20 protein-coding genes and 2 pseudogenes are annotated in these 22,212 nt (G+C 68.9%); 11 read left to right on the top strand and 11 right to left on the bottom strand.

Going from position 1 to position 22,212, the window contains the following annotated elements; translation table 11 throughout:
• Positions 1–17: 17 nt before the first annotated feature.
• Positions 18–869, bottom strand: a complete 852-nt coding sequence (locus F4554_RS24560) for an ABC transporter permease (RefSeq protein ID WP_179789759.1) — start codon at positions 867–869, stop codon at positions 18–20.
• The gene (locus F4554_RS24565) at positions 866–1,930 is read right to left on the bottom strand and encodes an ABC transporter permease (RefSeq protein WP_179789760.1); all 1,065 of its coding nucleotides are present in this window, start codon (positions 1,928–1,930) and stop codon (positions 866–868) included. The genes F4554_RS24560 and F4554_RS24565 overlap by 4 nt, the downstream gene beginning before the upstream one ends.
• A gap of 510 nt (positions 1,931–2,440) precedes the next feature.
• On the opposite strand from F4554_RS24565, the gene F4554_RS33805 reads away from it, so the two are divergent.
• The 7 genes from F4554_RS33805 to F4554_RS24600 are packed head-to-tail and all read left to right on the top strand — an operon-like array spanning position 2,441 to position 10,257.
• The gene (locus F4554_RS33805; protein WP_179789761.1) at positions 2,441–4,330 is read left to right on the top strand and encodes a glycoside hydrolase family protein; all 1,890 of its coding nucleotides are present in this window, start codon (positions 2,441–2,443) and stop codon (positions 4,328–4,330) included.
• On the top strand, positions 4,317–5,723 hold the full coding sequence (locus F4554_RS24575; protein WP_179789762.1) for a GH39 family glycosyl hydrolase: 1,407 nt from the start codon (positions 4,317–4,319) through the stop codon (positions 5,721–5,723). The genes F4554_RS33805 and F4554_RS24575 overlap by 14 nt, the downstream gene beginning before the upstream one ends.
• Entirely contained in the window at positions 5,724–6,620 is an 897-nt protein-coding gene (locus F4554_RS24580; RefSeq protein WP_179789763.1) for an amidohydrolase family protein, read from the top strand.
• Positions 6,617–7,525 carry a dihydrodipicolinate synthase family protein gene (locus F4554_RS24585; protein ID WP_179789764.1) on the top strand — a complete coding sequence of 303 codons (909 nt, stop codon included), beginning with the start codon at positions 6,617–6,619 and terminating at the stop codon, positions 7,523–7,525. The genes F4554_RS24580 and F4554_RS24585 overlap by 4 nt, the downstream gene beginning before the upstream one ends.
• Positions 7,518–8,333, top strand: coding sequence for an SDR family NAD(P)-dependent oxidoreductase (locus F4554_RS24590; RefSeq protein ID WP_179789765.1), 816 nt, complete (start codon positions 7,518–7,520; stop codon positions 8,331–8,333). The genes F4554_RS24585 and F4554_RS24590 overlap by 8 nt, the downstream gene beginning before the upstream one ends.
• Positions 8,330–9,085 (top strand): PIG-L deacetylase family protein, encoded by a 756-nt coding sequence (locus F4554_RS24595; RefSeq protein ID WP_179789766.1) that lies wholly within the window; start codon positions 8,330–8,332, stop codon positions 9,083–9,085. Before F4554_RS24590 ends, F4554_RS24595 begins: the two co-directional genes overlap by 4 nt.
• Positions 9,082–10,257, top strand: coding sequence for a mandelate racemase/muconate lactonizing enzyme family protein (locus F4554_RS24600; protein WP_179789767.1), 1,176 nt, complete (start codon positions 9,082–9,084; stop codon positions 10,255–10,257). Before F4554_RS24595 ends, F4554_RS24600 begins: the two co-directional genes overlap by 4 nt.
• A 30-nt stretch (positions 10,258–10,287) precedes the next feature.
• Here F4554_RS24600 and F4554_RS31625 read toward each other — a convergent pair whose 3' ends face one another.
• From F4554_RS31625 to F4554_RS24615, 5 genes and pseudogenes are all read right to left on the bottom strand, one after another.
• Positions 10,288–10,467, bottom strand: coding sequence for a hypothetical protein (locus F4554_RS31625; protein ID WP_202889448.1), 180 nt, complete (start codon positions 10,465–10,467; stop codon positions 10,288–10,290).
• 258 nt (positions 10,468–10,725) lie between these two features.
• Positions 10,726–10,929 (bottom strand): annotated as a pseudogene (locus F4554_RS34125) (hypothetical protein); the annotation flags it as partial.
• 91 nt (positions 10,930–11,020) lie between these two features.
• A pseudogene (locus tag F4554_RS24605) lies at positions 11,021–12,268 on the bottom strand (ABC transporter substrate-binding protein); the annotation flags it as partial.
• A 16-nt stretch (positions 12,269–12,284) separates the two neighbouring features.
• The gene (locus tag F4554_RS24610; protein WP_179789768.1) at positions 12,285–13,130 is read right to left on the bottom strand and encodes a phytanoyl-CoA dioxygenase family protein; all 846 of its coding nucleotides are present in this window, start codon (positions 13,128–13,130) and stop codon (positions 12,285–12,287) included.
• Positions 13,131–13,169: 39 nt separating this feature from the next.
• Complete coding sequence (locus F4554_RS24615; protein WP_179789769.1) at positions 13,170–14,009, bottom strand: phytanoyl-CoA dioxygenase family protein; 840 nt, start codon at positions 14,007–14,009, stop codon at positions 13,170–13,172.
• Between the two features lie 167 nt (positions 14,010–14,176).
• Here F4554_RS24615 and F4554_RS24620 point away from each other — a divergent pair, with 167 nt between their 5' ends.
• Genes F4554_RS24620 through F4554_RS24630 form a run of 3 tightly spaced genes read left to right on the top strand, consistent with a single transcriptional unit; the run spans position 14,177 to position 16,095 of the window.
• Entirely contained in the window at positions 14,177–14,602 is a 426-nt protein-coding gene (locus F4554_RS24620; RefSeq protein ID WP_179789770.1) for an MmcQ/YjbR family DNA-binding protein, read from the top strand.
• Positions 14,592–15,572, top strand: a complete 981-nt coding sequence (locus F4554_RS24625; protein ID WP_179789771.1) for a homoserine kinase — start codon at positions 14,592–14,594, stop codon at positions 15,570–15,572. Before F4554_RS24620 ends, F4554_RS24625 begins: the two co-directional genes overlap by 11 nt.
• Before the next feature lie 10 nt (positions 15,573–15,582).
• Complete coding sequence (locus tag F4554_RS24630) at positions 15,583–16,095, top strand: mycothiol transferase (protein WP_179789772.1); 513 nt, start codon at positions 15,583–15,585, stop codon at positions 16,093–16,095.
• A 1-nt stretch (position 16,096) separates the two neighbouring features.
• Here the strand turns inward: F4554_RS24630 and F4554_RS24635 are convergent, their stop codons facing one another.
• The 3 genes from F4554_RS24635 to F4554_RS24645 form a co-directional block, all read right to left on the bottom strand.
• Complete coding sequence (locus tag F4554_RS24635; protein ID WP_179789773.1) at positions 16,097–18,166, bottom strand: HNH endonuclease signature motif containing protein; 2,070 nt, start codon at positions 18,164–18,166, stop codon at positions 16,097–16,099.
• A gap of 158 nt (positions 18,167–18,324) precedes the next feature.
• Positions 18,325–19,131 carry a methyltransferase gene (locus tag F4554_RS24640; RefSeq protein ID WP_179789774.1) on the bottom strand — a complete coding sequence of 269 codons (807 nt, stop codon included), beginning with the start codon at positions 19,129–19,131 and terminating at the stop codon, positions 18,325–18,327.
• A 72-nt stretch (positions 19,132–19,203) separates the two neighbouring features.
• Positions 19,204–20,082, bottom strand: a complete 879-nt coding sequence (locus F4554_RS24645) for a helix-turn-helix transcriptional regulator (RefSeq protein ID WP_179789775.1) — start codon at positions 20,080–20,082, stop codon at positions 19,204–19,206.
• A gap of 102 nt (positions 20,083–20,184) precedes the next feature.
• Here F4554_RS24645 and F4554_RS24650 point away from each other — a divergent pair, with 102 nt between their 5' ends.
• A complete protein-coding gene (locus F4554_RS24650; protein ID WP_179789776.1) occupies positions 20,185–21,627 on the top strand; it encodes an MFS transporter in 1,443 nt (480 codons plus the stop codon).
• A 7-nt stretch (positions 21,628–21,634) separates the two neighbouring features.
• Here the strand turns inward: F4554_RS24650 and F4554_RS24655 are convergent, their stop codons facing one another.
• A complete protein-coding gene (locus F4554_RS24655) occupies positions 21,635–22,177 on the bottom strand; it encodes a GNAT family N-acetyltransferase (RefSeq protein ID WP_179789777.1) in 543 nt (180 codons plus the stop codon).
• Positions 22,178–22,212: the final 35 nt, after the last annotated feature.

Consider the following 22,212-nt stretch of genomic DNA (forward strand, 5'->3'; position numbering starts at 1 on the left):
GTCTCGCGCCTCCTCGGTCATTGGACCCGTAGCCGGGGGTTGAAGAGACTGTCCAGGACCCTGGTGAGGTACACGAACGCGACCTGCAGGATGACGATCGCGGCCATCGGCGAGAACAGATAGAGCATGCTCTTGCTGGTGTAGAGCGCGCCCTGGTTCATCGCGGTGTTGATCATGACGCCCCAGTTCGTCCCGCTCACCGGGGCGATGCCGAGCAGGAAGAGACCCACCTCGGCGTACATCGCGCCCGTGATGGCCAGCAGGAAGTGGATCGCGACGTACGGGCCGACGTTGGGCAGCAACTGCCGGCCGACGACGTTGGTGAGGGACGCGCCCTGCAGCCGGGCGGCCTCGATGAAGTCGCTGGTCCGCAGGCTGAGCGCCTGCGATCGCACAGCGCGAGCAAGGCCCGCCCAGGCGGTGACCGAGAGGATCAGCGCCAGTACGACCGGACTGGACGTACGGACGACACTGGAGATGATCAGGATGAGGGGGAGGCCGGGGAGGGTCAGGACGACGTCGGTGACTCGCATGATGGCGGTGTCGGCCGCCCCGCCGAGATAACCGCTCACCAGTCCCACCACGACGCCCACGAACACCGTGATGGTCGCGGCGAGGACGCCGACCTCCATGATCGGCCGGGTTCCCACGATCACCTCGGACAGAACGTCCTGACCGAAGGAGTCGGTGCCGAGCAGGTGATGCCACGACGGGGAGAGGTACGCCTTCATCGGATCCTGCTCGGTGGACACGTGCGCGACGTATGGCCCGATGATGGCGACCACCACATAGATCGCCACCACGACGGCGCCGGCCAGGCCGGTTCGGTCCGCGCGGGCGATGCGCCAGAAGTCGGCGAGAAAGCTCATACGCCCGCCTTCGCGACGACTGCGGTCTCCTCGGCCGATTCCTTCTGCTCCTCCGCGCGACGGGCCAGTCCGGGTCTGGCGATGCGCGGGTCGATCGCCGGATACACGAGGTCGACCACGAAGTTCGCCAGCACCACCGAGGACGTGATCAGCAGGAAGCAGCCCATCATCACCGAGTAGTCACGGGAGTTGATGGAGTTGATGAGGTAGTAGCCGAGGCCGGGGTAGCTGAAGTAGAACTCGATGAACACCGAGCCGCCGAAGAGGAACCCGACCGACAGCGCCAGGCCGGTGACCTGCGGCAGCAGCGAGTTGCGGCCAACATAGGACTGCGCGACCCGCCGGGGACTGAGACCGCGCGACTCCGCCGCCCGCACGTATTCCGAACCCAGCACCGAAACAGCCGTGCCCTTCATCGAAAGCGACCACGCACCGAAGGAGGTGATGACGAACGCGGCTATGGGCAGGATCGCGTGATAGAGCGCGCTGCCGACGAAGCCGAGACTGAACCCGGGGGTGATGTTGACCGAATACGCCCCGGAGATGGGGAAATAATGATGGACGTCGGTCAGCAGATAGAGCAGCACGATGGCAACCAGGTAGTTGGGGACGGCGCTGAGGAACGACACCACGAACGTCATGACCTTGGCGAAGGCGCTGTTCTGGAAGGCCGCCATCAGGGCCCCGATCGCGATACCGGCGACGAAACTGATGACCAGCGACGAACCCACGATGAAGATCGTCCACGGAGCGGCATTGGCGATGACGTGCACGACACTCTCGCCCGGGTCGCTGATCGAGTTTCCGAGATCCCCGTGGAGCGCGTTCCAGATGTAGTCGACATACTGACGCCCCAGTGGCTCATTCGGCGTCAGACCGTAGATCGCCTGCACCCGTTGCTGAATCTCCTCCGGAGACATGCCGCCCTGCTTCTGCAGTTGCGCCTCGAGTGCGGACATCGGATTACCCGGCATCAGCCGGATCATGAAGAACGACAGCGACACCACGAAGTAGACGATGGCGAAAGCCATCACCAACCGTTTGACGACGTACTGGCGCATGGCACGGATTCCAGTCCGCTCGAGGGGTGAAACGATTCAGCAACATCGTTCCCACCTACCTTTTGGTACAGGTATGGACCGCGTCAAGATCCGCGGTTGACCAGCGACGGCCAGGCCGGTCCGATTCCGGCATCGCCGACGATTTCCGAACACCCCTCCACGCAATTGTTGTGCGTACAAGAAATAGCGGCACGGATTAATGTCGGACTTCATATAAACCAACGCGAGCTCCAAGTCCATAAAGTACGGCCAAAATCGCGGCAAAGGCATAGTGGAACAGCGCTCACGAAAGGCCTCGGGGCACGGATGGGTGCCGACGCACTCCCGGGGGGCGAGTGGAGTCGCCGGTCCAGTTGGCCTGCCGTGACCGCACAGAGCCATTCCCTTGGCCAGAGGCTCCGGTTCCAGCAGAATCGCGTCAGCATCACCACACCGGCGGCACCGAGGGCGCCACCGGTGCCGGCCCTGTTCGGGAGCCGCCCAGAACAGTCGACGGAGGGAACGCCGCCGGTGCATTCAACGGATGACGGCAGGGCCTCGTGGCACTGGCAGGCGCCGGGAGTGGTCCTCAGCGTCGATCCGGGCACTCTCGCGGGAAGCATCCAGAACCCGGCGGGCACGAACCGCTGGACGTTCGGCGGGATCGACATGCCGGGTGGTGCGCACCACGAGACGGTACGGCTGGAGTCGTGCGAAGCCCTCGACCGCGGCTGCCGCGCCGTGCTGCGCCTCGGCGGTCTTGTCGTCACCGTCGAGATAGCGCTCGCCGACGGCCCCTCGGGCGTGACGTTCTCACTCACTCCGACGGCCGACGCCGAGCTGACCTCGCCGCTGCGCTATCCGCCCGCGTTGCGAGCGGACGGTACGCCCGTGGTGGAGCTGGCACTGCCGCTCAAGACCACGAACGGCATCGTGTACCAGCCCTCCCCCGGGGATGGTCTCGACTTCACCTTCGACGTGGCGGGCGGCAACACCGTCGGGCTGTCGATGCCGTTCTGGTCCGCCAGTACGCCGAACGGTGGGTTGCTCGCGACCTTCGCCGACCAGGACGACGTCGAGCTCACCGTCACCAGCGCCGCAGACTCCGGAGCGGAGGTCGCCGTCGGCTGGACGGCGTCTCTCGGCTCACTCCGCTACCCCCGTCGCGTCACCTACACGCTGCTGGACGAGCCCGGCTACGTCGCGGCGGCGTCGGCGTACCGGCAGTCGGTCGTCGCGGCCGGGCGGTTCCGGTCGCTGGCCGACAAGATCGCCGAGCGGCCCGCGGTCGGCGGGATCGTCGGTGCGCCGTACTTCAGCACCGGCTATCTGCCGTTCTCGCGCCGCAAGCTCGACCAGGTTCTCGCCGGGCTTCGCGACATCGGCTACCGGAGCGGGCTGCTCGGGCCGATCGACTTCCTGCAGTGGGACGCCGGGCCGTGGCTGAACGACTACCAGCCCTTCATCAGCGCTCCGGACTTCGCGGCGCCGATCGCCGAGGCGGGCTTCACGCCGTTCGCGTGGCTCTACCTGGAGGACATTCTCGACTTCGACCCGAGCTTCGACCCGGGCATGCTCGCCGTCGACCGGGACGGGCGGGTGCCGCAGGGCTGGGTGAACCGCGACTACCGCTACGCCCGGCTCTGCGACACGGTGATCGCACAACACGGCCGTCGGCTGCGGAAGCGGGCCGGAACGTTCGCCGGGCTGCACTTCGACACCACCACGAGCAAGGCGCTGATGGAGTGCTGGTCATCGGAGCATCCGATGAGCCGGTCCACCGACCGGGAAGCGCGCCGGGACTGGCTGGCCGAGGTCGCCGGGTGGGGACACCTGATCGGTTCGGAGGGCGGGTGCGACTGGGCGTTCGACGTGATGGACTTCTGCTCCAACAACCCCCGCCGCGACCTGGAGACCTGCTTTCCCGCGCCCGCGCGGCACGTCCCGCTGCAGGGACTCGTCTACCACGACTCGGTGGTGTCCTACTGCTGGGAGTACGACCCGTACAACAGGAGCTACTGGGGCGGCGACTGGTCGCGGGCGAAGATCCTCTACGACGTGATGTGCGGCAACCCGCCCACGGTGTCGCCGGTGCTCGGGTACTTCCCGGTGATCGGTGCGGCCGAGGTAGCCGTCTCCTCGTCGTGGGTGACCTGGGAGGACCCCGAGACGCAACGCCTGCTCCGGGAGGCCCTCCCGGTAGCACACCTGCACGAACGCACGGCGCTGCAACCGATGCTGTCGCACGCCTTCCTCGACGACGCCGGCACGGTCAGCCGCACCACCTATGCGGACGGAACCGAGGTCGTGGTCAACACCGGGCAGAAGCCGTACGACGACGGCGAGGTCGAGCTGACCGGCTCGGCCTACCGGATCGACGGCCGGCTCACCCACGTCGGAGGTCACCATGGCTCTGCCTGACTTCGCCCTGCTCGACCGGGAGACCGTGCGCGTCGACGTCGCCGATCAGCGCGGCCCGGCCGAGCTCTGGCGGCACACCGTCGGGCTGGGCGGCATCAACAGCTCACCGCTTCCGCTCCGCGTGGTCGAGGGCGCGGCGGCGCTGCGCCCGCGGCTGGTGCGGATCTTCGTCCAGCAGTTCTTCGACATCTATCCCGAGCACGGGCGGTTCGACTGGAGCCGGCTGGACCCGTACATGGACTCCCTCGCCGCCACCGGCGCGAAGGTCGTCGCCGCGATCTGCCTCAAGCCCGGCCCGTTGTTCGACCACGAAGACCGGATCGACCACGCGGCGTGGATGCCGAACGACGTCGCCGAGTGGCAGCGGGTCGTCGCCGCGCTGGTACGCCGCTACTCCGTCGAACGAGACCTCGTCACCCGCTGGGAGATCGGCAACGAGACCGACATCGGCGAGGACGGCGGGTCGCCGTATCTGATCCCCGACCCGAACGACTACGCGAGGTTCTACGACCTGACCGCACCCGCCATCCGTGCGGCCGCACCACACGTCAAGGTGGGCGGAACGGCGGCGTGCTGGGTGACCAACGAACCGCTGCCGGGCTTCGTCAAGCACTGCCGTGAGAACGACGTCCCGCTCGACTTCATCTCCTGGCACATCTACGACGACGACTGGACGCGACACGCGGCGGGAGTGACCGAGGGAATGCGGCTGGTGGCGGGGTTCCCCGAACCGGCGCCGGAGCTGATGGTCACCGAGTGGAGTACGTCGTTCGAGGCTGTGTCCGTGGCCGACCAGGCCGACGACCCACGCCGGGCGGCACTCGTGGCGGCGTCGATCCTCGCGATGGACGAGGCCGGGCCGGCCTGGTCGTTCTACTACCACCTGTGGGACCAGGTGTGTGATCCGGGCGAGTTCGCGCCGTTCTTCTCCCCCGAGGGTGTCGCGCACATGATGCGGCACTGGAACGAGGTGCCGCACCGGTTCGGCCTGTTCGGTGAACGTGGGGAGGTGCGACCGCAGTACTTCGTCCACCAACTGCTGGGCAGGCTCGGCGACACCAAGGTGACCTGCGAGACGTCGCACGAGGAGCTGCACGCCTACGCGGCCAGCGGTCCCGGAACAGTGTCGGTGCTGGTGGCGAACACCAACCTTTCCCGGCCGGACTGCCGGGACCGAATTCTCACGCTGCGGTACGCCGGGCTGACGCCGGGCCCCAAGCTGCTGACCGTTCACCGGATCGACGAGCAGCGGCGCTGGTGCGCCGACACGCTCGCCCTGCACCCGTTGGAGGAACGGGTCGTCGTCACCGCCGACGCGTTCGAACACCAGATTCTCCTGCCGGCGCACACCGTGGCGTTCGCCACGCTGTCCGAACGAGACGGGATCCGATAGATGACACAGGCGCAAGTCGCCGTCGACGTCCACACGCATCTGGGCCAACACGGCACACACGTGTGCGATCCGCTGGCACATGATGAGATCCGGGCCTGGGGCGAGGTCAGCTGGAACGTCACCCCGGAGGAGCACCGGCACGCCGCGGAGGCGGCCGGGACGTCGATCGTGCTGGCGTTCGACGCCGAGCCGGTGGGTGTCGTCGTCCCCAACGACTACGTTGCGGACACGGTCGCCGGGCACGACAACCTGATCGGGTTCGCCAGCGTCAATCCGAACCGGCCCGGAGCACCCGCCCTGCTCGACGACGCCATCACGACGCTGGGGCTGCGGGGACTCAAGCTCGGCCCGTGTTACCAGCACTTCCACCCGCACGACCCGGCCTGCTTCGACCTGCTGGAGGTCGCCGCGCACCACCAGATCCCGGTGATCTGGCACCAGGGAACGACGTTCACCCCGGCGGCGATCGTCGACTACGCCCGGCCGTTGCAGCTGGACCAGGTGGCGCGCCGCTTCCCGGACCTGCGGATGTGGATCGCGCACTTCGGGCATCCGTGGGCGGAGGAGGCGCTGAGTGTGATCCGCCGGCACGAGCACTTCTACGTCGACGTGTCCGCGCTCGACACCCGGCCGTGGCAGCTGGCACAGGCGCTGACGGCGGCGAAGGAGTACCGCGTGTTCGACCGGATCCTGTTCGGCACCGACTACCCGTTCTCGACCGTCGAGCGCACCGTGGCCGGACTTCGCAAGGCAGCTGGGCTGTGCCGCACGCTCGGGATGGCCGACGTCACCGACGACGACGTGGACCGGATCTGCCAACAGAACTCCCTTGCCCTGCTCGGGTTGGGCGTTCCCAACGACGGCGCGGATGCGCCGGAGAGGACGGTCGCGCCATGACCGGTGCCGAGGTGAGCGGGGTCGTGTGCGTGGTACAGACGCCGTTCGACGAGCAAGGCGACATTGACGCCGGAACGTTCGTACGCCAGGTGGAGTGGCTGTTCGACAACGGTGCGGACGGTGCGGCGATCGGGATGGTGTCGGAGGTGCTGCGGCTGTCGACGGCAGAGCGGGACGAACTCGCGACGCTGCTGTGCGGTGCGGCCACCGGGCGGGGTGCGTCGGTGGTCAGCGTGGGCGCGGAGTCCACCCATACCGCCGTACGCCACGCGCGGCACGCGGCCGCGGTCGGCGCGGACGCGGTGATGGCCACGCCGCCCGCGCTCAGCCGGGCCGGTGATGCGGAACTGTTCGACTACTTCCTCGCCATCGGAGACGCCGCACAGGTGCCGGTGATCGTCCAGGACGCCAGCGGCTACGTCGGTTCGGCGCTGTCGATCGACCTGCAGGCCAGACTGCAGGCCGAGCTACCCGACCGGGTGCTGTTCAAGCCGGAGGCCCATCCGATCGGGCCCAAGCTGACCCAACTGCTGGACGCGACCGGCGGGAAGGCACGCGTTCTCGAGGGAAACGGCGGCATGTATCTCGTCGACAGTTTCCGGCGCGGAGCGATCGGCACCATGCCGGCCGGTGACCTGGTGTGGGCACTGGTCCCGCTGTGGCGGGCGCTCAACGCCGGCGACTACGACCGGGCCTACCGGATCGCCGGGCCGCTGACGCAGATGGTCTCGCTGCAGACCAGCCTGGACAGCTTCGTCGCGATCGAGAAGTACCTCCTGGTGCGACAGGGAGTCTTCCGCAGCGCGGCGGTACGGGGCCCGGTCGCCGGTGGGGTCGACGAACGGATGTACGCCGAGATCGACCGGCTGGTCGAGCTGCTGCGCCGGGCGGTCGACCATGGCTGAGCCGGCGTCGGCAGGCGGTGGCGGCCCGACCGTCGCGATCGTCACCGGCGCGGGCGGCGGCATCGGTGGTGCTTGTGCCCTGGCCCTCGCCGACTCCCACGACACGGTGGTCTGCGTGGACCGGGATCTGGACCGGGCGAAGGAGACCGTCGCCGCGATCGAGCAGGCCGGCGGCTCCGGGGTGCCCGTCGCGGCCGACGCCGCGGACCCGGCGTTCGGGGAGCACGTCGCGGCGGCCGCCGCAGCAGTGGGGCAGGTCCGCTCCGCCGTGCACGCCCTCGCCCACGAGGAACACGTACCCGCCTTGGAACTCAGCCTGGACTCGGTGCGGCTCAGCTTCACCATCGGTCCGCTCGCGGCGTTCGCGTTGTTCCGCGCCCTCGCGGTCGCGCCCACCCCGCCGTCACCGGGTGCGGCGTTCACCGTGATCGGCTCGCTGCACGAGACGCACGCGTTCGCGCGCTGCCTCGGCTACAACGCCGCGCACGGCGCGCTCGGCCAGGTGGTGCGGACGCTCGCGCACGAATGGGCCGACCGGCGGATCCGGGTCAACGCCGTCGTCCCCGGCTGGATCGCCACCCCCGGCGAGGTGGCCTTCTACGGCGAGGAGCATCTGGCCCGGGCGGGCAAGGCGCTGCCGTTCGGCGCGATGGGTGAGGTCGGCCAGGTCGCCGCGGCCGTGGCTTTCCTGTCCTCCCCCGGCGCCGGCTACATCTCCGGTTCGTTCCTGACCGTGGACGGCGCGCTGTCCGTGTCACTCGCCCGGCTGCCGGAGGGAGACCAGTCAACGGAGGGAGAGCAGTCATGAGGTATGCATGCGTGTTCGCCCACCCTGACGACGAGATGCGCTGTCTGGGAACGCTGCTGCGGCTGCACGAGCAGGGCCACGAGATCGCGTTCGTCACCCTCACCGGCGGCGACAAGGGTCTCCCGTTCTCCGGGCCGGACTCCCACGAGCGGGCCGTCGCGGTGAGGGAGGCGGAGATCCGTACCGTCGCGAAGGCGTTCGACGCGAGCTACCTGTGCCTGGGTCGCGAGGACGGGTTCCTGTACGACGACGAGCCGCTGCGGCACGACCTGATCGCGGCGCTGCGTACCGTCGATCCCGAGGTGATCTTCACCCACTGGACGAACGACTACAACGCCGACCACGTGGTGACCGCGAAAGCCGTGGTCGACACCGCGTTGTGGACCAACCTCGGCTCGTTCGAGCCACACGTTCCGGCCAACGACCACGTGCCGCGGATCTTCCACGTCGACACCGGCGCGGGCTACGGGTTCGAGGCCACCCACTTCGTCGAGCTCACCGCCGGCCACGTGGCACGCAAGGCCGAACTGATCCGGGCGCACGCGAGCCAGATGGACGTGATGCGTCACCTGCGCGGCCACGACTACGCCGACGAGATGGCCGACTCCGACCGGGTCACCGGTGCCCGGCTGATGGTCGCCCACGCCGAGGGGTTCCGGCCGTGCCTGGCCGAACGCCGGATTCCGTGGCCGTCCGACCTGCCGGGCCGTCCGGCGCACGCGAGCCCCGCAGGCCGGAAGGGCACCGCATGAGGATCACCGACGTCACTCCTTTCCTGTTGCGGGGCAACCAGACCTATGGCGCCCACGCGGGCGCGGCGGAGGCGACCGACCAGGGCGACTGGCTGCTGCTGGTACGGGTCCGCACCGACGAGGGCCTGGAGGGCTGGTCCGACGTGGAGACCATGGGTCCGGTCGCCGCTCGTGTCCTGCAGGGCAGCGGGATGAGTGCGCTCGGCTTCCGTACCATCCACGAGCAGCTTCTCGGCCGGGACGCCACCGACGTGGAGGCGATCTGGGACGAGTTGTACGTCGCCACCGCCTACTACGGGCGGCGCGGCGTCGCCATGCACTGCATGTCGGCGGTCGACAACTGCCTCTGGTCCATCCGGGCACAGGCCGCCGGGGTGTCGCTCGCGCAGGCGCTCGGAGGTCGCCGGCGTGACCGGTTGCCGGCGTACGCGTCCACCCTGTTCCGGCCTACGCCGGAGGAGAACGCCGCCGCCGCGCAGCGCTACGTCGACCTCGGCTTCACCGGGATGAAGTTCGGCTGGGGCGGGTTCGGGACCGACCCGGGCGCGGACCGGGACAACCTCGCGGCGCTGCGGGAGACGCTCGGTCCGGACCGGGCGTTGATGATCGACCCCGGCTGGTACGTCGAAGACGCGGGCCGGCCGCGGGTACGGACGATGACCGAGACGACGACAATGCTGGAGACGTTGGGCGACGGCGCGCCGTACTGGGTGGAGGACATCGTTCATCCGGAGCGCACCGAGCAGTACGCCGTGCTGGCAGCGGAGTTCCCGCACCTTCGCTTCGCGGCCGGTGAGCAGCAGGCGACGATCTGGGAGCTACGGCGACTGGTCCGCGACCACGGGATCGCGGTGGTGCAGCCGGACCTGTCCCGGTGCGGTGGGCTCACTGTGGCGAGTGCTCTCGCGCCCGACGCCGCGAGAGCTGGGGTGGAGATCGTCACCCACTCCTGGCTGACCGACCTGCTGCACGCCTACAGCCTGCACTTCCTGTCCACCCTGCCCGAAGCCCGCTGGGTGGAGTTCAACGTCGCGCAGAGCGAGCTCAGCGCGGGCGTCGTCAACAAGTCGTTGACACTGGCCGCCGACGGCACGGTCACGGTGCCGGACGGGGCCGGCCTTGGCGTGGAGGTGGACCTGGCATTCGTCGAGGCGAATGCCGTCACACCGTAGGACCGCGCGCCGCGGACGTGGGCATCCCGGTCAGCCGGTCTGGAAGTACTGCTCGGGGTTCGTCGGCGCGGGGGTGTTGTAGATGTGGGACTCCGGCATCGACCTCACGACGTTGTGCATCCGGTCGCTGACTATCCCGTAGCCCTGCTCCTCCAGGACGGTGCCGATGACGTAGAACTCCTCCCGGGCGATGCCGAGGATCTCCCTCATCAGCCGATACCGAGCCTCCTTGTCAGGCGTTCGCTGCAGTTGCTGATAGAGCTCCATCTGCCGCCGGGTGGCCTCCGGTGGGCGCTCGCCGTCCTTGCCGCGGCTGCTGAACCAGGTGGCCCACGGGATCGCGAAGTTCGACTCGCTGTTGAACGGGAAGTACCACCGCGGATCGAGGAGTACGTCGAACTCCCGTCCGGCCGACCCCGTCCACACGGTGGCGTCCGGCTTGTTCGCGGCCTTGCGTTCGTAGAAGAGCGACCGGTCCTCCGGCTTGACCGACATCTTGATGCCGACCTTCTGCCAGTACAACCGGACCATCTCCATCGCTTCCGGCCAGTACGGAATGACGGCCGGCGACGCCACCTCCACGGCAAACGCGATGCGCTGCCCGTCCGGTCGCAGCCGGAACCCCTCGGTGTCCCGCCTGGCGTACCCGGCCTGGTCCAGGATCTCGTTGGCCTTCGTCTCGTCGTACTGGGTGTACTGGGTGGCGAACCCCTCGTCGTAGAAGGGCGACTCCCCGCGGGGCCGCCTGCCACGCCCTGCCCTGACGCTGGAAGACCGCGTTGACGAGCTCCGGCCGGTTGATCGCGTAGGACAGCCCGATCCGGAAGTCCCTGTTCTGGAAGACCTTCCGGAGCTCGGGGTCCTCGTGGGTGAGGTTCAGCGCGATGACCATCTGGTTCTCGAAGCAGGGTTCGACGTCGACGAAGTGGAAGTGACCCTTGCCACGACCACGCGCCAGCACCGGCTTGTTGGGTGAGGTGTTGACGTGCCTGGTGTGCATGTCGAACTCGCCGTTGGTCGCCTTCAGCAGGATCACCGAGGCGTCGGCGATGACGTCGAAGACCACCCTGTCGAGGTACGGCAGCTGGCGGCCCTCGGGGTCGGTCTTCCAGTAGTAGGGGTTGCGTTCGACGATCACCCGGCCGCCCTCGCCCACGGGGTTCACCACCTTCCAGGCACACAGGGTCGGCAGGTCGGAGTTGGCCCAGTGGTCGGCCCGGGAGAGGAACATCGCCACCCAGTCCTGGAACTTCTCCTTCTTGGCCAGCGCGGCGACCTCCGGGTTGGACTTCCGGTGGAACCGCTGGAGATAGTGGCGCGGCATCGCGGTGAGCGCGCCCTGGAACGCCAGGTTGTCGATCAGCAACCCGGACGGCTCCGGAAAGCTGAGGCGTACGGTCTGGTCGTCGACCCGACTGGCCTTCGCCGGGCCCTTGCCGGTAGTCAGGTACAGCGGAAGCCCGGCCGGATAGAGGACGGGATCGGACAGCACGTCGACGGCGAACACGACGTCGGCGGCGGTGAACGGCTTGCCGTCCGACCACCGCATCCCCGCGCGCAACCTGAAGGTGAACTCCCGGGCGTCCGGCGACACCTGGAACGACTCGGCGATGTCGGGGACCGCCTTCGTCCAGCCGGAATCCCAGCGCAGCAAGGCTTCGTAGCCCACAGTACGACCGAGCCAGGCGGTGTCGGACGGGCCGAGCAGCGCGGACCGCCACGTACCTCCGTAGCTTCCGGTGCGCTCGACAGGCCGGACGACGAGCGGGATCTTCGGAATGCGGTCCGCGAGCGGCGGCAGCTTTCCCTCCATGACCTGCTGGGCCAGGCCAGGCGCCTCCTTCGCGGACGTACCCGACGAGTCCTGTCCTTCCTTACCGCCGCCCTTCCTGGCGGTGGGGTCGGTGGACAGCAGGTCGCAAGCGCTGGTTGACGTCACCAGCAGCGCCGTACCCGTCGAGAGGAGAAGGTTCCTCCGGCTCACCACAGACTCTGATGCGCGGCGTTCCATGCCGTCCTCCCCTGGGTCAGCACTCGTCGCCGTCGGCCATCCCGAACACCGCGGCGTGCTCCTCGGCGGACGTCGAGGCGACCTCGTCCACCGTGTAGTGAAACTGCAGCGCTCGCCGCCGCGTCGTCGTCTCGTTGCTCGGCGTCCCGTGCTGCAGCAGCCCGTCGAAGAACATCAGCCCACCTGGCGGGAGTGGCACGGCCACACCACGGTCGACCGGCACGTTCCCGTCGCAGATCTGCAGGTCGCGCAGGTGGACGTGGCGTACGGGTCCGTCACGGTGCGAGCCGCGGATGACGCGCATGCAGCCGTTGTCCTCGGTGGCCGCGTCCAGGGCGATCCACACGCCGACGATCGGGGTGCCGGGCACCACGTGAAAGAAGGCGTTGTCCTGGTGCCACGGCTTCTCCCGCCCACCGCCGGGTGGCTTGAGCAGCGCCATGTCCTGGAACATCCGCGGGGCGCCGCCGAGCAGGCGAGCCACCACGTCCAGGATGCTCGGGTCGTTCGCGATCGCGGCGAGCCGGGACTCGTGCGCCGCGAATGACATGAACTTCCGCGTCACGTCGAGCCGCTGGGCCGGGGTCAAGGTGTCCAGAACCTTCTCCGCCCAGGCCTCGTACTGCACGTCCGCCGGCGAGTCGGGGCGGGCGAGATCCTCCAGGCCGGCGACGGCATCGCGCACCGTCTCCGATGACAGCGCGCGGCTCACCGGAAGGAAGCCGTCCCGCCGGTAGCGTTCGACCTCGGCCTCGCCCACGTCGTCCAGCCCCTCGACCGGCTCGGCCACCTGCGCGGTGTCGTACAGCCCGCTCGGGTACGCCGTACCGTCCCGGTCGAATGTCGCCCTTCCCCCGCTCATCCCACCCACCTGTCCTCTGTGTCGTTCCGGGAGCGGCCCTCAGCCGGACCGCAGGCCGTCGTAGAGCACCGGGTTGCGCGCCGTGTCGGGAACCTGACCGATCTCGGTGCCGGGCATCCAGCCGAGGTCGGCCACCTGGTTGTCGTTGACCGGCTCGGTGACCCTGATGTCGGCGTCCATGTAGATCACGGTCATCACCCGGCGCGGAATGCCGCTGTGGTTCGGTCCGGCGTGGTGGAACGTCCAGCCGCGGTGGAAGCTGGCGTCGCCGAGTGAGAACGGTTCCACCACGTTCTCGAAGTTCTGTTCGGCGACCAGCTGGTTGATCTTCGCCTCCGACTCGTCGCTGATCGCCAGATCGCGGCCGGTCGAGAAGTTGTGGCTGCCGCGGGCGAACGCCAGCGGGCCCATCTCGTCCGGCGTCTCCTGCAGCGGGAGCCAGATCGTGCACACCCGGTCACTCGACAGCGGCCAGTAGTACTGGTCGGCGTGCCACGGGGTGATGCCGCCGCCGGCTTCCTTGTAGAGCGCCTGGTCGTGGTAGAGCCGCACCGCGTGCACGCCGAGGAGTTTCGCGGCGATTCCGGCCAGGCGGCCGGAGTGGACCAGCTCCTTGACCTTCGCGTTGTGCTCCCAGAGGTTGGTCACCTGGAGGAACGCCTTGCCGTAGGTGTCGCGCTCCGCCAGCGGCAGGTGCTGGGTGTTGAGCCGGATCACCTCGCCGGTGACCACGGGCTCGTACTCCGCGATGGTCTGCGGCGACAGCACCCCCGACAGGTGGATGAAGCCGTCGCGCGCGAAGTCGGCGGTGGCCGTAGGCGGCAGCCCCTCGTAGGGAACGCCAAGCTCGGATCCCAGTGCCGCCGTCGTAGCAGTCATGCCGCCCTACTCTCGTCTCGTTCGATGCGCGCTGCGCTCACTGCACCTCAAGCGTCGCAGGGCGCGGGAGCGGGCACCACACCTACGCTGTCCAGCTCCGGCACCGGCCGGGGTCCGCCGCTGCCGCGGCCGGCCATGATCCGCAGGACAGACCCTAGAGTGTGCCGATGACTTCCCGGGCGTGGGACGAGGTACGGGCGTTCGCTCTCGCCATGCCGCGTGCGATCGAGGACCTGCCCTGGGGCGAACGGGTGATCAAGATCGATCATCCACCCCGCCGGAGGGGCAACGGCCTCGCGTACGGGCCGATGTTCTTGTGGCTCGGCCGGCCGGACGTCCCGACGCCGGCGGTTTCGGTGAAGCTCCGAGCCTCCTACGACCAGGCAGTCACCGTGGGCGGAGCGACCTTGACCACGATGAGCGGCCTCGGGCAGTGGGGCTGGTTGACGGTCCCTCTCCCCCACGCGGACCTCGACCTCGTGCGCGACTGGATCGACGAGAGCTACCGCACCGTGGCGCCGAAGAAGCTTCTCGCCGAACTCGACCAGGCAACCAGGACCACAACGACCGAGGGACTTCGTCATGGCCATTGAGGAGCACGCGCCGTCGACCGGTACCAGCGCTACGGCGGACTCCCGACAGGCCGTTGAGGTGCTCTACTCGACGGTCGACCCGAAGTGGGTGGCACGGCTGGTCGCAGACGAGTACGACCTGGGCGTCCCGGACGACTGCCGCCTGCTCTTCGCCGGCCACAACGACACCTACGAGGTTTCCGTCGGCGGCGGGAGTTACGCGTTCCGCCTGCACACCCGGGGCAAGTGGTGGCTCCGCGGCGAGGGCGACGTCAGGTTCGAACTCGATCTGCTGACCCACCTGCACCGGCACGAGGTTCCGGTGTCATATCCGCTGCCCCGACGCAACGGCGATCTTCTGGGAACGATCCCAGCACCCGAGGGCGAACGGTTCTACTCGCTGTTCTCCTGGGCACCCGGCGCCCCACCTTCCGGGGAGCTGACCGTCGACCAGGCGTACCTCGTCGGGCAAACGCTCGCCACCATCCACGTCACCGCCGACCTGCACACGCCGGAGCATCCTCGCTACCACCTCGACGTGGCCACCAAGCTCGACCGGCCGCTTGCCGAACTGGACGAGGCGATCCGCGCCGCCGGCGCGGAGGACGAGCAGACCATCCGCCACCACGCCGGCGAGATCCGCGCGCAGCTCGCCGCGTTCGATCCTGGGCCGACCGGCTGGGGCATCATCCACGCCGACATCCAGCCGCTCAACTACCACTTCGACGCCGACGACAACATCACGATCTTCGACCTCGACATGTGCGGATACGGCTGGCGGGCGTACGACCTCGCCTACTGCTACACGCGTACGGGCGACCCGCAGCGCTCGGCCATGCTCGACGGCTACCAGAGCGTCCGGCCGCTCAGCGACGCCGAACACTCCATGCTCACGACGTTCGGTCGGCTCGCCTGGATCGCACACGACGGACGACCGGTTGCCCGGCTGGCGCAGCTGATGCGTGATCCGTACTACTCGGGCTCGCTGTGAGGTCTGCGACGTGAGCCGCGAAGTGCCGTTCACCGGCGGCGAGAAGGAGAGCCTGCACGCAAGCCTGGACCGGCATCGCGACGCGGTGCTGTGGAAGCTGGACGGACTCACCGACGATCAGCTGCGCACGCCGATGGTTCCCTCCGGAACCACCATGCTCGGTCTGGTCAAACACCTGGCGTCGATCGAGTTCGGGTGGTTCTGCGAAACCTTCGGACGCCGGTCGGAGTGGATTCCGTGGGATCCCGAGGACTGCGACGCCGATGCGCGAGTCGAGCCGTACGAAACGACAGCCGGCATCCTCGCCTACTACGCCCGCGCTCGCGCCGCGGCCGACGCCGTGATCCGGGACGTGGGCATTGATGATGCGCGCCCGACGCCGCAGGGGCTCGGCTCCGGCCAGACGGTGACGCTGCGCTGGCTGCTCATCCACGTACTGGAAGACACCGCGCGGCACGCCGGACACCTGGACATCCTGCGCGAACTCATCGACGGCCGCACGGGTATCCACCGGCCCGACTGACTCAGAACGGCGGTAGGTCGTCGTCGGCCGCCCTCGTGCCGGCGGTGGCGCTGGCTGTTGCCGGCTCGTCTTCGGCTGGGTCAGTGAGGGATGGTGCTCGACATTGGTACTGCCGGCCGTAGGGGTCGGTGAGGGTGTGTTCGCCGGGGCCGGTCTGCTGGAGTTTCCAGTCCCTCTCGGTTTTGGCTTTGTGGTGGCGCGAGCACAACGGCGCGATGTTGTCCACCGAGGTTTCTCCGCCGTCGGCATACTCGGTGTTGTGGTCCAGGTGACACGTCGCTGCCGGTCTGCGGCAGGTGGTCCACACACACCGCTGGTCCCGGGCATGCACGAGCTCTGCCTGCAGTCCACGCAGGAACCGGGCCGGTATCGGATGCAGACTGAGTAGGCGTCCGGTGACCGGGTGGGTGACCCCGACACTGAAGCGGGCTTCGGGGTTGGTGAGGTTGTTCGCGACCAGGCGTTCGGCTACCTCCGTGATGACGGGTCCGAACCCGCCGAGTTCACCGGGCTGGGTGGACAGTCCCATCAGGGTGGTCAGCGGAACGTTCAGCTGGATCTTCGAGCGTGTTCGTACCGCACCCCAGCTCGGCTGCGTGGAGGACCAGGGTGGCGATGTCGGTGGTGGTGTCGAGTTGTCCGGTGGCGGGTTGGGTGGACCCGGCGGATCAGGTGGGTCGGCCGTTTCGCCGGGTCGACGGTTCTGCTGCGGGAGCTGCCCCGCCGCGGAATGTGCGGTGGTAGGAGCGTCGCTGTTGGCAGCGGCCGCATTCTCCGCGGCTGCGGCCGCATTCTCCGCGGCTGCGGCCGGGTTGCTGTCCGCCGCGTTCCCGCCTACCTCGTTAGCGCCGGCTGCACCTCGTGCTGCTGCATTCTGGGCGGCTGCGTGGTAGTCGGCGGCCTCGTGCGCAGCGGTGTCGTGGACCGGGACGCCGTTCTTCGCGGCCGCCCCGCACACACTGCAGCAGGGGACCGGCGCCGGTGAACAGTCGCCACACTCACACCAGCTGTCGTGCAGGTCGTGGTCGGGGTACCTGTGAACGGCACAGTGCCCCTCCCCGCCCTGCTCGGTCTCGCTCTCAGGCTGCTCGTCGTCTTGAGCTCGCGCCTCGTCTTCGACCTGCCCGGCGTCGGACTGCCCCTGCGGAGCGTCGCCTTCCGCGGGACGCTGCCAAGACTCGTGCTGCGCCGCCTGGTCCTGCGCGGCCTGGTCCTGGGGGTCGCCCTGGTCAGCGGTGACTGCCGGAGCCGAGCAGTCGGTGATGTCGGCGGTGCCGGTGAGCAGGGCGGCGGCCACGTCCGCACGCAACTGGCCCAGGTTGCGCGGGTCACCGGTGGACTTCACCGCACGGGCGATGGCGTCGATGTTGCCGTACGCCTCAGCTGCCTGGTCAGCTGATAGGCCCCGAATGGCGAGGTCGGCGACTCCGTCGACGGCGGGCCAGATCGCGACGTTCCGCCCGCTCCGCGCGGCCCGGTGACGCTTCGCCGCCGCTTCTGGATCTGCCTTGACGACCTCCGCCTCCACCTTCGCCCGCAACAAACCGCCGCGCAGCTCCAGGACATTGGGGAAGATCGCGTCCTCGATCGCACCCCACAGGTCGGGGTGGGCGTCGGTGATCCGGTCCACGATCGTGCGGACGTCGTTGAGCTCCAGCCCGCCGGACGCCAGCGCCTCCCGCACCCGTGGCAGCCGGGGAAGGGTGAGCGCCAGCGCGAGGTACCAGCCGGCGTGATAACCGGTCCATCCCAGCAGCGGTTCGAGGACGGCCTGGGTCATCGAGTCCAGCTCGGCACTGCGCTCAGCCGGCTCATCCGGCATGCCCGGGCTGGTGTAGGCAAGCTCGTTCACATCGGCCAGACACTCGGCCTCCAGCTGGCTGATGAGCTTCCGACGAGCCCTGATCGACTCCCCCAGCTCGAACCCGTTACACACCCTCCGATCCACCAAGGCGACCAGCACAGCAAGCCGCGGACCGGCAGGCATCTCCGCGAACCCATCCGGCAGCACCCGACGACGACCCGGGCCATCACCCAGGTCGTCGCCGAAGCACTCACCGTCATCGCTCATGCGTTCGATTCTACCGAACACGATCACCTCACGCTCGCGGGAAACCCCTTACCCACAAGAAGAATCGACGTCGATATCGACCTGCGCACACGACGTCGGGCCAGGCGAACACGCGTACACCCGCCTCACTCGGCACAGGCGAGGGTCCTGCACCACGGTCAGTCCACGGTCTCGGCTCCGACCTTGCGGCCCACGAGATGGAAGACACGACTGAGTTGGCGGTACGGGTCTCGGCGGCTGGCCTCGAGTTCGACCGCCGCCGTCGCCGCCACCTCCTTGGAGTCGCTCACGTCCAGTTCCGTTCCACCGAACTCGAGCCAGTCGACGAACAGCCACACGCCGTACCACCGCACCGGCTCAATTCCGCGGCGCCGAATGAGTTCACTGAGCTCATCCACCGTGTCGGCCCGTCCCGGCACTCCCAGCACCCCGATCTCACGCCTGGAGTCGAACGCCGCCAGCGCGTCGTCCCACCGCCGTTCCAGAGCGGGTCGTACTGCCATCGCGTTGGCGTTGGCGGTCATGATCGACACGATGCCGTCGTCGGCAACACACCGGCACAACTGATCGACCATCGGCTCGGGCTGCTCGAGATACCCCAGTACGCCATGGCACAACACCGCGGCGAAACAGCGGCCGTTCACCGCCTCGTCGGCGTCCTCGCCGGAAGCCTCCACGAGCGTCACCCGTCGCCGGACCTCCTCGGGCAAACGCCCGAGCCGCTGACGCGCCTTGTCCAGCATCGCCGGCGACGGGTCCAGCAACGTCACGTCGTAACCGGCCTGGGCAAGCGGGAACGACTGATGGCCCGCACCGCCGCCCACGTCGAGAACGGTCGCCGGAGGGACCGGCAGGTGCTCCAGCAGCTGTTGGTGCATCACGTAGGTGCGTACGTACCCCTTCACCGAGGCGTAGGCTTCGTCGGCGAAGAGATCGGCCAGTCCTGCCCAGGCATCGTCACCCATCACCTCAACCTACCTTCCGCGGTTGACGAAGCGCGATACCTGGACGGCTGTCAGGGACAGGTTGACAGCCGATCACGACGGACGCGGAAGCCTGCGGTGGAGAAGACTGAGCGCGTCCGCCACCGCGGTCGCCCCTTCGGCCGGGGTGTGGGTGAGCAGTCGTTGCCCGTTGCTGTCGGGCAGATGCAGGACCTCGTAGTGGAGGTCGAGGTCACCGACCTCGGGATGGTGGAGACGCTTCGTGCCGCTGGAGCACAGGCGTACGTCATGCTTGGCCCACAGGCGCGCGAACTCCGGGCTGTTGATGGACAGGTCACCGATGAGCTCGGCAAGCAACCGGTCGTCGGGATGCTGGGCCGCGGTATAACGCAGGGACGCAACGGCGAGGGCAGCCTCCTCGTCCCAGTTGCGGTACAGCTCGCGGATGTGCGGATCGAGAAACAGCAGGCGCATCTGGTTCGGACGCGTCTCGGGCCGCTCGGGCGCAGACGGGTCGAGATGACCGGCGAGCAGCGTGTGGCCGAGGGGGTTCCAGGCGAGGACGTCGTTGCGCCGGCCGAGCAGGAGCACGGGGACACTCGACATGGACGCGACCAGGGCGAGCGCTCCGGCGGTCGGCGTCTCCGTCCGGGCTCCCCTAGGCCGCTTGGTCGCGACGGGACGGGCGAGCGTGTGGAGGTGGGCGCGCTCGGCGTCGTCGAGGTTCAGCGCCCGGGCGAGCGCCTCGATGATCGCGTCGCTGGCGTTGGTCGACTGCCCCTGCTCCAGCCGGGTGTAGTAGTTGACGGAGATGCCGGCGAGCTGGGCCAGCTCCTCCCGGCGCAGACCCGGGACGCGGCGCGTGCCCCACGTGGTGATCCCGGCGTCCTCGGGGCTCAGCGCGGCCCGACGGGTGCGCAGGAAGTCGCCGAGTTCGTTGGGCTTGCGCACGCGCTGCAGGTCTGCTGGCATGCCCTCCATTGTGCCCGGGCTCCCGGCGTCGTGGGTGCCCCTGTCAGTGGTACCAAGCGGCGGGTGCTGGCTGGCACGAGCCGTCGGCCCGAAGGTCACACCATGACCTTCGACTCCTCGACCGCCACCGTCCCCGTCGGCACCGGGCAGGGCGGTCCTCCCGTGGCCCGCCCGCGCGACCGGATCGCGTTGTTCGTACTCCTCACCGCGAGCTTCACCCTCGCCGTGGACTTCTCGATCCTGAACGTCGCCCTGCCGCGCATCGGCACCGACGTGGGCTTCCACCTGTCCGACCTGCAGTGGATCTCCACCGCCTTCGCCGTGTGCGCGGCCGGGTTCACGTTGTTCTTCGGCCGATGCGCCGACCTGTTCGGCCGCCGGCGCCAGTTCCTGGCAGGGATCGCCCTGCTGGGTGCGGCCTCGTTGGTGGGCGGTCTGGCCGACGAGCCGTGGCTACTCCTGCTCGCCCGCGTCGCACAGGGACTGGCCACCGCGGCGGTGACCCCGGCCGCCCTGTCGTTGCTGACCACGTCGTTCCCCGAGGGGCCGATGCGCGACCGGGCGCTCGGCCTCAACGGCGCGCTGATGGCGGCCGGCTTCACCACCGGCGCGATCCTCGGTGGCCTGCTGACCGACCTGATCAACTGGCGGTGGGCGTTCTTCGTCAACGTGATCGTCGCCGTCCTGGTGCTCGCCGTCGGGCCGACGGTGCTGCGGGAGAGCCGTGCCGTCGACCGTCCCCGTCTCGACGCCCCGGGAGCGGTGACGGTCACGCTCGCACTGGTCGCCGGCGTGTACGGACTGACCCAGGCCGGCGAGCGTTCCTGGGGCGACCCGCGGTGCTGGGCGTCCCTGGTGATGGCCGCGGCGCTGATCGTCGCGTTCGTGATCATCGAGCGCGTCGTCGCCCAGCCGCTGGTACCTCTCGGCGTTCTCGCCCGGCGCACGATCGGCTGGGGGAACCTGGCCGGCGTACTCGCGTTCGCGACCGAGACCTCGGTGGTGTTCCTGCTGACGTTGTACCTGCAGAAGGTACGCGGCTACACGCCCCTTCAGGCCGGCCTCGCGTTCGCCGTCCTGGGCGTCGGGACGATCGTCGGCGGCCTGGTCGCGCCGCGCGTCATCGGCCGGGTCGGCGGGAAACGGGCCATCGTCACCGCGTTCGCCGTCCAGGCCGCGGCCACCATTCCGCTGGTCTTCCTCGGTCAGTTCCCGGGCTGGCTGGCGGTACTGCTCGTCGCGACCTTTGCCGGTGGCGCGGCGAACCTGGTGGCGATCGTCGGGTTCATGGTGACCGCGACCGCCGGCCTTCCCGACGCCGAGCAGGGACTGGCCACCGGGCTCGCGACCATGAGCCAGCAGGTGGGAATCACCCTGGGTACGCCGGTGATGTCGGCCATCGCCACGGCTGCGGGAGCCGGCGTAGTCGGCCACGTGCAGCATGGCGTGGCCACCGCCCTCGCCGTCAACGCCGCCGCCTGCGTCGTGGGAGCCGGGCTGTTCGCTCTGGCCCTTCCGCGTACGCGAAAGGAGGCCCGCGCGTGAACGGCCGTCAGCGCGGCTCGGCCGGAGGGTCGTCGCCGGTGGCGATGGTGGTGAGGTCCTTCTGGACCCAGGCGACGTCGCGCCAGGCTCCGTGCTTCCAGCCGATCCTCCGATAGGTCCCGACGGGCTCGAAGCCCATGGCGCGATGGAAGCCGACGCTCGCGTCGTTCGGCAGTGTCATTCCGGCGGCAGCAGTACGGAAGCCGCGCTCGGCCAGACGGGTGAGCAGCGCCTCGTACAACGCGCGGCCGCCACCTGAGCGGCGACGGCCGAGCTCGAGGTAGACGCTGACCTCGCAGGACCAGCGGTAGGCAGCGCGAGCCTTGAAGGGCCCTCCGTAGGCATAGCCGACAACCCGGCCTTGCTCCTCGAGAACGAGCCACGCGTGGGTGCGCAACGCCGAGTCGATCCGCACCGCCATGGCTTCCGGCGTGGGCGGGTCGATCTCGAACGTGATCGTGGTCTTCTCGACGTACGGAGCGTAGATCGCCGCGCACGCCTCGGCGTCGTCCGTGGTGGCGTCCCGCACCTTGACGTCATCCGTCGTCAAGCCGTCCTTGCGCACTACTTGTCGTCCCTTCCGGA

This window comes from Actinopolymorpha rutila (assembly GCF_013407855.1).
GTDB classification, from domain to species: Bacteria; Actinomycetota; Actinomycetes; order Propionibacteriales; family Actinopolymorphaceae; genus Actinopolymorpha; species Actinopolymorpha rutila.